The organism is Acidovorax sp. 22279, assembly GCF_052045435.1.
GTDB classification, from domain to species: Bacteria; Pseudomonadota; Gammaproteobacteria; order Burkholderiales; family Burkholderiaceae_C; genus Acidovorax; species Acidovorax delafieldii.
Genome location: NZ_JBQEOV010000007.1, coordinates 21,147 through 34,325, shown reverse-complemented (window position 1 = coordinate 34,325; position 13,179 = coordinate 21,147). Strand labels below are relative to the sequence as shown.

Below are 13,179 nucleotides of genomic sequence, written 5' to 3'. Positions count from 1 at the left end.
ACGCCCCACGCCCCCGGTCCATGCACCTTGCCCCCGAAGCCCCCACCGTCGCCGCCGTGTCCGTCAACGACATGCGCGAACGCATCCGCCGCAAAAGCCGCCTCAAGGGCCGCCAGCCCGAAGAAGCGGCCATGGCCGAGGTGGCGCAACTGCTGGGCCCGCGCCCGGCCACCGGCTTTCGGCGTGACCTGCTCATCGAATACCTGCACCGCCTGAACGACTACTTTGGCGTGCTGCACGACCGGCACCTGGTGGCACTCGCCAAGCAGATGAACCTGCCGATGGCCGAGGTGTATGAGGTGGCGAGCTTCTACCACCACTTCGAGATCGTGCGTGGTGAAGAGGCCCAGGCGCCCCGCCTGGTGGTGCGGGTGTGCGACAGCCTGAGCTGCAGCATGGCGGGCGCCCGCGACCTGCTGGCCGCGCTGCCCGAGCGCCTGCGCGCGGCCGGGCAGGGCGATGTGCAGGTGTTGGCCGTGCCCTGCGTGGGCCGGTGCGAGCAGGCGCCCGTGGCGGTGGTGCACCAGTGCCCGGTGCCCCACGCCACGGTCGATGGGGTGCTGGAAGCCGTTGATTTGAAGCCCGATCGGTCGGTAGCGCTACATCCATACGCCCAAGGTGCTATCAATTTTGATATTGCTGAGTGTGTGGAGGCGAGCGTGCCTGCGCAGCCGGATGGAGTCAGCCCCGGGCACACCGACCTGGCCACCTACCGTGCGCATGGTGGCTACCAGACCGCCGCTGCGCTGGTCAATGGCGAGATGGACGCCGAGGCGGTGCTGGCCGCCATGGAAGACTCCGGCCTGCGCGGATTGGGGGGCGCAGGCTTTCCGGCCGGGCGCAAGTGGCGCATCGTGCGCGAGCAGGCCGCGCTCGCCGAGCGCCGGGCCGCCCCAAGCGAGGCGACGGGCCCCTCGGGGGGCAGCGGACCACGCGAAGCGGGGGAGCGTGAGGGCACGGCCGTGATGGCCGTCAACATCGACGAGGGCGAGCCCGGCACCTTCAAGGACCGCACCTACCTGGAGCGCGACCCGCACCGCTTTCTGGAAGGGGTGCTCATCGCCGCCCAGGTGGTGGGCACCGAGGCCATCTATATCTACCTGCGCGACGAATACCACGGCTGCCGTGCGCTGCTGCAGCGGGCTTTGGACGGTCTGCGTGCCGATCCGCCATGCCCGCTGCCCCACATCGAACTGCGGCGCGGCGCGGGCGCCTACATCTGCGGCGAAGAGTCGGCCATGATCGAGAGCATCGAAGGCAAGCGTGGCGAACCCCGCATGCGCCCGCCCTACATCGCGCAGGTGGGGCTGTTCGGCCGGCCCACGCTGGAGCACAACTTCGAGACGCTGTACTGGGTGCGCGACATCGTGGAGCGCGGGCCGCAGTGGTTTGCCAGCTTTGGCCGCCACGGCCGCAAGGGCCTGCGCAGTTTCAGCGTGAGCGGCCGGGTGAAGCACCCCGGCGTCAAGCTCGCGCCTGCGGGCATCACGGTGCAGGAACTCATCGACGAATACTGCGGCGGCATGCTGGATGGCCATGAGCTGTACGCCTACCTGCCCGGCGGCGCCTCAGGCGGCATCCTGCCCGCCAGCCTCAACCAGATTCCCCTGGACTTCGACACGTTGCAGCCCTACGGCTGCTTTATCGGCTCGGCCGCCGTCATCGTGCTCAGCCAACACGACCGCGCGCGCGACGCGGCGCTGAACGTGATGCGCTTTTTTGAACACGAAAGCTGCGGCCAGTGCACGCCCTGCCGTGTGGGCACGGCCAAGGCGGCCACGCTGATGCAAGCGCCGAAGTGGGATGAAGAACTGCTCGACGACCTGGCACAGGTAATGGCCGACGCCTCTATCTGCGGCCTGGGCCAGGCTGCACCCAACCCCATCCGCTGCATCCACAAATACTTTGCGCACGAAGTGGGCGAGGGGCCCTGGCCGGGCGATTTGCCCAAGCCGCGTAACAGCCCGCTGACCGAACAACTGCCTACCGGGGTGAAGCCATGAGCGCCGTGTTGACTTCTGCCGCAGCGCAGCCCGGCGTGGCTTTCGAGCTGGACGGACAGCCCGTCACCGCCCATCCTGGCGAAACCATCCTGAAGGCTGCGCAGCGCCACGGCGTGGAGATTCCGCACCTGTGCTACAGCGACGGCCTGCGCCCCGACGGCAACTGCCGCGCCTGTGTGGTGGAGATCGCGGGCGAGCGCACGCTGGCCCCCAGCTGCTGCCGCGCACCGACGCAAGGCATGAAGGTGCAGGCCGCCAGCCCCCGCGCCCGCAAGAGCCAGCAGATGGTGGTGGAGATGCTGCTGTCCGATATGCCGGATGTTGGCTACCAATGGAATGATGATCAACCAGATACTCCTGAATTGATAGCTGGTGAAGCATATTCTTCTAGCGCTACAGGCCCATTGGATTCAAAAACTGCCCCAGCGGTAGGTCAGCATGGCGAATTGAGTGCTTGGGCCAGCCGCCTGGGCGTCACCGTGCGCCCCGCGCTCCAAGCCCTGCGCCGCGAGCAACCCGCGCCCGATCTGAGCCATCCGGCCATGGCCGTGAATCTGGATGCCTGCATCCAGTGCAACCGCTGCGTGCGCGCCTGCCGCGAGGAACAGGTGAACGATGTGATCGGCTACGCGCTGCGCGGTGCCGACAGCAAGATCGTCTTCGACCTGGATGACCCCATGGCAGAGAGCACCTGCGTGGCCTGCGGCGAATGCGTGCAGGCCTGCCCCACGGGCGCGCTCAGCCCCAAGACGCACATCGGCCCGCAGGCGGTGGACCGCAAGGTCGATTCGGTCTGCCCGTTCTGCGGCGTGGGCTGCCTCATCACCTACAACGTACGCGATGAAAAGATCATCAGCGTCGAAGGCCGCGACGGCCCGGCCAACCACGGCCGCCTGTGCGTGAAAGGGCGCTTTGGTTTCGACTACGCCCACCACCCCGACCGCCTGACGGTGCCGCTGATCCGCAAACCCGGTGTGCCCAAGGAGGTGCGCCCCTACGGTGCCGACTGGCGCGACACCTTCCGCGAAGCGACCTGGGACGAGGCGCTGGGCCTGGCCGCCGGCACGCTCAGGTCGCTGCGCGACACGCACGGCCCCAAGGCGTTGGCGGGCTTCGGCTCGGCCAAGGGCAGCAACGAAGAGGCCTACCTGTTCCAGAAGCTGGTGCGCACCGGCTTTGGCAGCAACAACGTGGACCACTGCACGCGGCTGTGCCACGCCTCCAGCGTGGCCGCGCTGCTCGAAGGCGTGGGCTCCGGCGCGGTGAGCAACCCGGTGCACGACGTGGAACATGCCGAGCTGATCTTCGTGATCGGCTCCAACCCCACGGCCAACCACCCCGTGGCCGCCACGTGGATGAAGAATGCCGCCCAGCGTGGCGCGAAGATCGTGCTGGCCGACCCGCGCATCACGGACATCGGCCGCCACGCCTGGCGCACCCTACAGTTCAAGGCCGACACCGATGTGGCCATGCTCAACGCGCTGATCCACACGGTGATCGACGAAGGGCTGGTGGATGAGGCCTTTATCAAAGATCGCGCCAACAACTTCGAGGCACTCAAGGCCAACGTGATGGGTTGCAGCCCCGAGGCCATGGCGCCCGTGTGCGGCATCCCGGCCGAGACGCTGCGCGAGGTGGCGCGGGCGTTTGCCACGGCGAAGGCGTCGATGATTCTCTGGGGCATGGGCGTGAGCCAGCATGTGCACGGCACCGACAACGCGCGCTGCCTCATCGCGCTCTGCGCCGTCACGGGCCAGATCGGCAAGCCCGGCTCGGGCCTGCACCCGCTGCGCGGCCAGAACAATGTGCAGGGCGCGAGCGATGCGGGGCTGATTCCCATGATGTTCCCCAACTACCAGCGCGTGGACAACGCCGGGGCGCATGCGTGGTTTGAACAGTTCTGGGGCACTCCGCTGGACGAGACCCCCGGCTATACCGTGGTCGAGATCATGCACAAGGCCCTGGCGCCTGACAGCGACCCGCACAAGGTGCGCGGCATGTACATCATGGGCGAGAACCCGGCCATGAGCGACCCCGACCTGAACCACGCGCGCCACGCACTGGCCAGCCTCTCGCACCTGGTGGTGCAGGACATCTTCCTGACCGAGACCGCCTGGCTGGCCGACGTGGTGCTGCCCGCCAGCGCCTGGCCCGAAAAGACCGGCACCGCCAGCAACACCGACCGCATGGTGCAGATGGGCCGCCGCGCGCTCAATCCGCCGGGCGATGCGCAGCCGGACCTGTGGATCATCCAGCAGATCGCCGCGCGCATGGGGCTTGGCTGGAACTACGAAGGCGAGGAGTCTGGCGTGGCCGCTGTCTACGACGAAATGCGCCAGGCCATGCACGCCAGCATCGAGGGCATCACCTGGGACCGCCTCGCACGCGATTCCAGTGTGACCTACCCCTGCCTCACGCCTGACGGCCCGGGCCAGCCCATCGTCTTCACCGAAAAATTCCCAACGCCCACGGGCCGCCTGCAGTTGGTGCCCGCCAGCGTGATCCCGGCGGCAGAGAAGCCCGATGCCGACTACCCCCTGGTACTCATCACCGGTCGCCAGCTGGAGCACTGGCACACCGGTAGCATGACGCGGCGCAGCACCGTGCTGGACGCGATCGAGCCCATGGCCACCGCGTCGCTGCATGGCGACGAACTGGCGCGGCTGGGCGTGGCGCCCGGCGCGCTGGTGGGCATCCGCTCGCGGCGCGGCATGGTGCAGGTGCGCGTGCGCCGCGACGACGGCACGCCGCGCGGCACGGTGTTCATGCCATTTGCCTATGTGGAGGCGGCGGCCAATCTGCTCACCAACGCGGCGCTGGACCCGTTCGGCAAGATCCCCGAATTCAAATATTGCGCAGTGGCGGTGGAGGTCATGCAGGCCACTGGCGTGCCGGGCTGACACCGCGCGATCCGTACGCTGGCTGTGGGGCTTTGCGCCGCGCGCTGCGGGCAAGGGGTTACTCCGGGGTACAGTCGCAGCCCATGACAGAGCGCCCCTATACCGACGTTGCCGTGATCATGCGGCGCGAGCACATCGACAACCGCTGGCAGCCCTGGCGGTGGTCGCTGGCCGAGGTGGTGATCCACGAGCCCGCCTTTGGGACCGAACTCCGCCCGCTGATCCAGGACGAGCGCGAGCAGCGCTGGCTGTTCCCGGGCTTTCGCGTGGAGCTGTTCCGCGACGACGCCGAGGGTTATCACCTGAACCTCACTTCGCCCGCGCCCTGCTGGTTTGTGATGTGGCGCCAGGATGAAGACACGGGCGCGGGCGAGGTCCCCATGGCCCGCCCGGTGGCGGTGAGCCTGAGCTACCACGACGCTGGCCGCTGGCTGGACGCACAGGAAACCGTGGAGCAAGTGCCCGCCGATGCCGAGGTGGTGGAGGCACTGCGCGCCTTTGTGGCCGAGCATTACCAGCCCGAGCCCAAGCGCCGCAAGCGCCCCGAGAGCTTTCGCACGCTGCAGGACCGCTTTGGCAACCCCGCGTCCGTGTCCACCGACAAGCCGCGTGGCGGCGGTGGTGGCGGTGGCCATGCGGGTGGCGCGCGAGGAGGTGGCGACCATGGCTGACGGATTCCTCGGCCGCTGGTCGCGGCGCAAGCAGGATGTGCTGGCAGGCAAGCCCGTGCAGGACCCGCCGCCGCCTGCCCCCCAGGTGGCAACCCCCGCGCCGGTGGCCGCTGTGGCAGCGCCCGTCGCACCTGCTGCCCCTGCTGCCCCGGCCCCGGAGGTGCCACCGCCGCCCACGTTGGCGGATGCTGAGGCACTCACGCCAGCGTCCGACTTCAAGCCGTTTGTGGCCCGTGCCGTGTCGCCTGAGGTGCGCAATCTGGCCATGAAAAAGCTGTTTGCCGACCCGCACTTCAATGTGATGGATGGCCTGGACATCTACATCGGCGACTACACCCAGCCCGACCCGCTGCCTGCAGGCATGCTGCGCAAGATGGTCAGTGCGCATGCACTGGGCTTTTTTGACCACGAGAAAAAGGCCGCGACCGCTGCGCAGGGTTTGCCAGGTGATGCTGCGCCGGACGCGGCCCCTGCGGCCGCAATATCCCCGCCGGGCAGTCAGCCTCGGGATGATGCGGAGGCGCAAAGCCCCGCAGACGTGGCACAGTCCCAGGTATGCAACGCTGTTCCTAGCGTTCCCTCTAGCGAGCCTGAGGTGGCCCCACGCTCTGCCCAGGATGCGGTGGTCACGCCAGCCAGCCATACCCACAATGACCACGACGCTCATCTGCGACTGCAACCAGACGATGCCCCTCAACGCCAAGGCGTTGGGCGAGGCACTGCATGAAGACCTGACCCTTCACTCCACCCTGTGCCGGCGCGACGCGGGGGCGTTCCAAAAGGCCATCCAGTCCGGGCAGGACGTGGTGGTGGCCTGCACGCAGGAGCAGCGCCTGTTTGGCGACCTGGGCCAGCAGACCGAGGGCGCGGTGTCGCCCATCCGGTTTGTGAACATCCGCGAAACCGGGGGCTGGAGCCGCGATGCTGCCAAGGCCAGCCCCAAGATCGCCGCGCTGCTGGCAGCAGCGCGTTTGCCCGACCCTCCGCCCGTACCCACGGTCACCTACAAGAGCACGGGCCGCTTGCTGATCATCGGACCGCTCGACCAGGCCGAGCAGGCGGCCGCCCTGGTGTCGGATGTGCTGGATGTGACGCTGTTCACCCAAGGCCCTGGCAATGCCGGTGGCGCGCAGGCGCGGCGCTATCCGGTGCTGGGTGGCCGCATCACGGGCCTCACCGGCTGGCTGGGTGCGTTTGAGCTGCAATGGGCGGCCGACAACCCCATCGACCTGGACCTGTGCACGCGCTGCAACGCTTGCGTGGCGGCCTGTCCTGAAAACGCCATTGGTCTGGATTACCAGATCGACCTGACCGCCTGCCAGTCGCACCGCGCCTGCGTGAAGGTGTGCCAGGTGGCGGGCGCCATCGACTTCACCCGAGATGCCACGGCGCAGACCGAGCGTTTTGACCTGGTGCTGGACCTGCGTTCATCCACTGCCACGCCCACCTTCCTGCAGCACGCGCTGCCGCAGGGTTACCTGCGCTGGGACGGGCGGGACCTGGGCACGCTGCTCAAGCTGCGCGAGCTGGTGGGCGAGTTCGAGAAACCCAAGTTTTTTGTCTACAAACAAAAGCTCTGCGCCCACAGCCGCAACGAAACCGTGGGCTGCAATGCCTGCGTGGACATTTGCTCGGCCGAGGCCATCAGCAGCGACAAGGGCCGCCAGCAAATCAAGGTGAACCCCAACCTGTGTGTGGGCTGTGGCGCCTGCACCACCGTGTGCCCCACGGGCGCACTGACCTATGCCTACCCCAGTGCGACGGAGCAGGGCACCAAGCTCAAGACGCTGCTGTCCACCTACACCGCCGCCGGCGGCAAGGACGCGGTATTGCTGCTGCACAGCCAGGAGCGCGGCCAGGCGCTGGTGGAAGAACTGGGCCGTGCTGCTCAGCTGAAGCTGGCGCATGGCGTGCCTGCCAACGTGATCCCGGTGGCGCTGTGGCACACGGCGAGCACGGGGGTGGACCTGTGGCTGAGTGCCATGGCCTATGGTGCGTCGCAGGTGGTGGTTTTGAGTACCGATGAAGAAGCCCCGCAGTACCTCGAAGGCCTGCAGGCGCAAATGGACGTGGCGCAGGCCATCCTGCGCGGCCTGGGCTACACCGGCACCCATGTGCAGTTGCTGCGTGCCAACCACCCCACCGCGCTGGATGCTGCACTGCAGACCCTGGGCCAGACGCGCCAGAAGACCCCGGCCGTGGCTGCACGCTTTGCGGTGGCCCAAGAGAAGCGCAGCACGCTGGAGATGGCACTCGACCACCTGATCGAGCAGGCCCCGATGCCCGTAGACGAGCGGCTTGCGGCCATTGCTCTGCCTGCCGTGGGGTCGCCGCTGGGCACGATCGAAGTCAACAAAGATCGCTGCACCCTGTGCCTGAGCTGCGTGAGCGCCTGCCCCGCCAGTGCGCTGCAGGACAACCCGCAGATGCCGCAGCTGCGCTTCATCGAAAAGAACTGCGTGCAGTGTGGCCTGTGCGCCACCACCTGCCCCGAAGACGCCATCACCCTGCAGCCGCGCCTGCTGCTCACGCCCGAGCGTGCACAGCTGCGTGTGCTCAACGAGGCCAAGCCCTGGGCCTGTGTGCGCTGCAGCAAACCCTTTGGCACGGTGAAAGCCATCGAGGCCATGCTGGGCAAACTGTCGGGCCACCCCATGTTCCAGGGCGAGGCGCTGGAGCGGCTGAAGATGTGCAGTGACTGCCGCGTGATTGACCTGTATTCCGCACAAAACGAGACGAAAGTGACCGACCTGTGAGTGCCCCATCCACCTTGACCCCCCTGGGCGGCAGCTCTGCGCTCGATGAAGAAACCGCCCGCGCCGAGCTGTATGGCTTGTTGTCGCAGCTGTACTACGCAGCGCCCGACCCGGAGCTGCTGTCGGCCTTGCGGGTGGCAGTGACGGAGGCGCCTGCCGATGGCGGCTTTTTGCAGGAGCCCTGGCAGCAACTGGTGGCGGCGTCGCGTGCGCTCAGCGATGCTGCCATTGCGCAGGAGTTTGACCGGCTCTTTGGTGGTGTGGGCAAGCCCGAGGTGTTTTTGTATGGCTCGCACTACCTCAGCGGGTTTCTCAACGAGAAGCCGCTGGCGCGTCTGCGTACCGATCTGCAGCAGCTGGGCCTGGCGCGGGACGAGACCATGCCCGAGACCGAGGACCATGTGGCCTACCTGCTGGAGGTCATGCGCTACCTGATCGCCGGAGACGATGTAGCTGTCTGCAACCTGACATCGCAGCGTGAATTTTTTTCAACGCATCTGCAGCCCTGGGTTCTTCAGCTCTGCGATGCCTTGGCCGCACAGCCGCAAGCACGGTTTTATGCGGCTGTGGCGCACTTCACGCGGGCCTTTGTGTCGGTGGAGACCCAGGGCTTCGACATGTTGGATTGATCCCTCCAGATGCTCGTAAACCCTCGATATGCCGCTACAAAAGATGAGTGTGTTACTGGGAGTTGTAAAGCCCGATGGCGGGTTTTTACACACTGACATAGACTGTATGAATTCCGTTTCATAGCTGCCAGCCTTTCTGGAGACAAGCATGCAGAACAGCCAGCCAAATTCCTCCCGCCGGAGCTTCTTTTCCGGCGCCGCCACTGTAGGGGCTGCCGCAGCAGCCGTGGTGGCACTCCCCCATGTCGCGCCGTCCGATGCCGTGGTGTCCGAGCCCGCGCGCGTCGCACCCGAAAAGGGCGGTGGCTACCACCTGTCTGCCCGCGTGAAGCAGTACTACAAGACCACCCAACTTTGACATCGGGGCACGCCATGTTGCTAACCAAGAAGTCTTCCCATTCTGTGCAGGGCAACGGCTCTGCATCGCCTTTTGTGCACAGCCTGCGCCGTGGCCTGTCGCAGGCCCTGCCCACCATGGACCGTCGCTCGTTCCTGCGCCGCTCTGGCCTGGGAGTGGGCGTGGGCATCGCGGCCTCGCAGCTCACGCTGGTCAAGAAATCCAACGCTGCCGAAGGTGCCAAGGTCGGCATCGGCGACAGCAAGATCGAAGTGCGCCGCACGGTGTGCACCCACTGCTCAGTGGGCTGCGCGGTCGATGCGGTGGTCGAGAACGGCGTGTGGGTGCGCCAGGAGGCGGTGTTCGACTCGCCCATCAACCTGGGTGCCCACTGTGCCAAGGGCGCAGCCCTGCGCGAGCACGGCCATGGCGAGTACCGCCTGCGTTATCCCATGAAGCTGGTCAACGGCAAATACGAGCGCATCAGCTGGGACACGGCCCTGAACGAAATCACGGCCAAGATGCAGGAGCTGCGCAAGGCCAGCGGTCCTGACAGCGTGTACTTTGTGGGTTCGTCTAAGCACAACAACGAGCAGGCCTATCTGCTGCGCAAGTTCGTGAGCTTCTGGGGTACCAACAACTGTGACCACCAGGCGCGTATCTGCCACTCCACCACGGTGGCGGGTGTGGCCAATACATGGGGCTATGGCGCCATGACCAATTCGTACAACGACATGCAAAACAGCAAGGTCGCTCTGTACATCGGCTCCAACGCGGCCGAAGCGCATCCGGTGTCCATGCTGCACATGCTGCACGCCAAGGAAACCGGCTGCAAGATGATCGTGGTGGATCCGCGCTTCACCCGCACGGCCGCCAAGGCGGACGAATACGTGCGCATCCGCTCCGGTACCGACATTCCCTTCCTGTTTGGTGTGCTGTACCACATCTTCAAGAACGGCTGGGAAGACAAGAAGTACATCAACGACCGTGTCTATGGCATGGACAAGGTGCGCGACGAAGTGCTGGCCAAGTGGACGCCCGACAAGGTGGAAGAGGCTTGTGGCGTCAAGGAAGACCAGGTTTTCAAGGTCGCCAAGATGCTGCACGAGAACAACCCTGGCACCATCGTGTGGTGCATGGGCCAGACGCAGCACACCATCGGCAATGCCATCGTGCGTGCATCGTGCATCTTGCAGCTGGCTTTGGGCAACGTGGGCAAGAGCGGTGGCGGCACCAACATCTTCCGCGGCCACGACAACGTGCAGGGCGCAACCGACGTGGGTCCCAACCCAGACTCGCTGCCTGGCTACTACGGCCTGGCCGAAGGCTCGTGGAAGCACTTCGCCGCTGTGTGGGGAGTGGACTTCGAGTGGATCAAGAAGCAGTATGCGTCGCCCGCGATGATGACCAAGAACGGCATCACCGTGTCGCGCTGGATTGATGGTGTGCTAGAGAACAACGAGCTGATCGACCAGGACTCCAATTTGCGCGGCGTGTTCTTCTGGGGCCATGCGCCCAACTCGCAGACCCGTGGTCTGGAGATGAAGCGCGCCATGGACAAGCTGGACCTGCTGGTGGTGGTGGATCCTTATCCGTCCGCCACCGCCGCGATGGCTGCCATGCCAGGCAAGGCCGAAGATTTGAATCCCAACCGTGCGGTGTATCTGCTGCCCGCCGCCACGCAGTTCGAGACCAGTGGTTCGTGCACGGCATCCAACCGGTCGCTGCAGTGGCGCGAAAAAGTGATCGAGCCGCTGTGGGAGAGCCGCTCCGATCACATGATCATGCACCAGTTCGCCGAAAAGCTGGGCTTTGCCGCCGAGCTCTCCAAGAACTACAAGATGCAGAAGGTCAAGGGCATGGACGAGCCCGTGCCCGAGGACATCCTGCGCGAGATCAACAAGTCGGTCTGGACCATTGGCTACACCGGCCAGAGCCCTGAGCGCCTGAAGGCCCACATGAAGAACATGCACCTGTTCGATGTGAAGACCCTGAAGGCCAAGGGGGGCAAGGACAAGGAGACTGGTTACGACTTTGGCGGCGACTATTTTGGCCTGCCATGGCCCTGCTATGGCACGCCGGAGCTCAAGCACCCAGGCTCGCCCAATCTGTACGACACCTCCAAGCATGTGATGGAAGGCGGCGGCAACTTCCGCGCCAACTTCGGCGTGGAAAAGGATGGCGTCAACCTGCTGGCAGAGGACGGCTCCCATTCGGTGGGCAGCGAGATCACCACGGGCTACCCCGAGTTCGACCACGTGCTGCTCAAGAAGCTGGGCTGGTGGGACGATCTGAGCGATGCCGAAAAGGCCAAGGCCGAGGGCAAGAACTGGAAGACCGACCCCACGGGCGCGATCATTCGGGTGGCCCTCAAGCACGGTTGCCATCCATTCGGCAATGCCAAGGCGCGCGCTGTGGTGTGGAACTTCCCGGACGCCATTCCGCAGCACCGTGAGCCTCTGTATGGCACGCGTCCTGACCTCATGGCCAAGTATCCGACCCACGACGACAAGAAGGCCTTCTGGCGCCTGCCTACCCTGTACAAGAGCGTGCAGGAGAAAAACGTGGCCGACAAGGTGCACGAGAAATTCCCGCTCATCATGAGCTCGGGTCGTCTCGTGGAGTACGAAGGCGGCGGCGAGGAAACCCGCTCCAACCCCTGGCTGGCGGAGCTGCAGCAGGAGTCGTTCGTCGAGATCAACCCCAAGACGGCCGCCGACCGGGGCATCCGCAACGGCGAGCGCGTATGGCTCAGTTCTCCCACCGGTGCCCGCATCAACGTGCAAGCACTCGTTACCGAGCGCGTGGCACCCGATACTGTGTGGATGCCGTTCCACTTCTCGGGCCGCTGGCAAGGGGCGGACATGCTGGCGTACTACCCCAAGGGTGCGGCACCTGTGGTGCGCGGTGAAGCCGTCAACACGGCCACCACCTATGGCTACGACAGCGTGACCATGATGCAAGAAACCAAGACCACGATCTGCAACGTGGAACGCGCCTGATCGCGCCACGCAAGGAGACACACATGGCACGAATGAAATTCATCTGTGACGCAGAGCGCTGCATCGAATGCAACGGCTGCGTGACCGCCTGCAAGAACGAACACGAAGTACCGTGGGGCGTGAACCGCCGCCGCGTGGTCACCCTGAACGACGGTGTGCCGGGTGAAAAGTCCATCTCGGTGGCCTGCATGCACTGCAGCGACGCACCTTGCATGGCGGTCTGCCCCGTCAACTGCTTCTACCGCACCGAAGAGGGTGTGGTGTTGCACGACAAGGACGTGTGCATTGGCTGCGGCTACTGCAGTTATGCCTGCCCGTTTGGCGCGCCGCAGTTCCCATCGTCCGGCACCTTTGGTGTGCGCGGCAAGATGGACAAGTGCACCTTCTGCGCCGGTGGTCCTGAAACCCATGGCAGCCAGGCCGAGTTTGAAAAATACGGCCGCAATCGCCTGGCCGAAGGCAAGCTGCCCGCCTGCGCAGAAATGTGTTCTACCAAAGCCCTGCTGGCCGGTGACGGCGATGTGGTGGCGGATATCTTCCGCAACCGCGTGGTGCAGCGTGGCAAGGGCGCCGAAGTGTGGGGCTGGGGCACGGCCTACGGCTCACAACAGGCAGGTCAGCCTGCAGGAGGCAAGTCATGATGCAGCGCACCATACACATGACCTTGGTCGCTGCGGTGGCCGCCCTGGCATTGACGGGCTGCGGCGAGAAACCGCAGACCGGCGCGGGCATCCGCAGCGATGCCCCGTCTTACGCCGGCACCGGCAGCAACTTCACGCAGCCTGGCTGGAAAGCCGGCGACAAAACCAGCTGGGAAGCGCAGTTGAAAGCGCGCCAGCAGTACGGCCAGAACGAATACACCCGCACCCAGGCGAAGTGAG

Annotated in this window: 10 protein-coding genes; all 10 read left to right on the top strand. The window is 65.6% G+C overall.

Annotated elements, in window-relative coordinates:
* Nucleotides 1–20 precede the first annotated feature (20 nt).
* The 10 genes from ACTJKQ_RS10745 to ACTJKQ_RS10700 all read left to right on the top strand — a co-directional run bounded on the left by ACTJKQ_RS10745 (nucleotide 21) and on the right by ACTJKQ_RS10700 (nucleotide 13,178).
* Entirely contained in the window at nucleotides 21–2,003 is a 1,983-nt protein-coding gene (locus ACTJKQ_RS10745; RefSeq protein ID WP_440596818.1) for an NAD(P)H-dependent oxidoreductase subunit E, read from the top strand.
* Nucleotides 2,000–4,903, top strand: coding sequence for a formate dehydrogenase subunit alpha (fdhF, locus tag ACTJKQ_RS10740; protein ID WP_440596817.1), 2,904 nt, complete (start codon nucleotides 2,000–2,002; stop codon nucleotides 4,901–4,903). Before ACTJKQ_RS10745 ends, fdhF begins: the two co-directional genes overlap by 4 nt.
* Before the next feature lie 83 nt (nucleotides 4,904–4,986).
* The gene (locus ACTJKQ_RS10735) at nucleotides 4,987–5,574 is read left to right on the top strand and encodes a DUF3305 domain-containing protein (protein ID WP_440596816.1); all 588 of its coding nucleotides are present in this window, start codon (nucleotides 4,987–4,989) and stop codon (nucleotides 5,572–5,574) included.
* Complete coding sequence (locus ACTJKQ_RS10730; RefSeq protein WP_440596815.1) at nucleotides 5,567–6,301, top strand: DUF3306 domain-containing protein; 735 nt, start codon at nucleotides 5,567–5,569, stop codon at nucleotides 6,299–6,301. Before ACTJKQ_RS10735 ends, ACTJKQ_RS10730 begins: the two co-directional genes overlap by 8 nt.
* On the top strand, nucleotides 6,261–8,330 hold the full coding sequence (locus ACTJKQ_RS10725; protein WP_440596915.1) for a 4Fe-4S binding protein: 2,070 nt from the start codon (nucleotides 6,261–6,263) through the stop codon (nucleotides 8,328–8,330). Before ACTJKQ_RS10730 ends, ACTJKQ_RS10725 begins: the two co-directional genes overlap by 41 nt.
* On the top strand, nucleotides 8,327–8,959 hold the full coding sequence (locus ACTJKQ_RS10720) for a TorD/DmsD family molecular chaperone (RefSeq protein WP_260668279.1): 633 nt from the start codon (nucleotides 8,327–8,329) through the stop codon (nucleotides 8,957–8,959). Before ACTJKQ_RS10725 ends, ACTJKQ_RS10720 begins: the two co-directional genes overlap by 4 nt.
* 148 nt (nucleotides 8,960–9,107) lie before the next feature.
* A complete protein-coding gene (locus ACTJKQ_RS10715) occupies nucleotides 9,108–9,317 on the top strand; it encodes a hypothetical protein (RefSeq protein ID WP_056058615.1) in 210 nt (69 codons plus the stop codon).
* A gap of 14 nt (nucleotides 9,318–9,331) precedes the next feature.
* Complete coding sequence (locus ACTJKQ_RS10710; protein ID WP_056746763.1) at nucleotides 9,332–12,298, top strand: formate dehydrogenase subunit alpha; 2,967 nt, start codon at nucleotides 9,332–9,334, stop codon at nucleotides 12,296–12,298.
* A 23-nt stretch (nucleotides 12,299–12,321) separates the two neighbouring features.
* Nucleotides 12,322–12,939 carry a formate dehydrogenase FDH3 subunit beta gene (gene fdh3B, locus ACTJKQ_RS10705; RefSeq protein ID WP_055402827.1) on the top strand — a complete coding sequence of 206 codons (618 nt, stop codon included), beginning with the start codon at nucleotides 12,322–12,324 and terminating at the stop codon, nucleotides 12,937–12,939.
* The gene (locus ACTJKQ_RS10700) at nucleotides 12,936–13,178 is read left to right on the top strand and encodes a hypothetical protein (protein WP_436077743.1); all 243 of its coding nucleotides are present in this window, start codon (nucleotides 12,936–12,938) and stop codon (nucleotides 13,176–13,178) included. The genes fdh3B and ACTJKQ_RS10700 overlap by 4 nt, the downstream gene beginning before the upstream one ends.
* Nucleotide 13,179 lies beyond the last annotated feature (1 nt).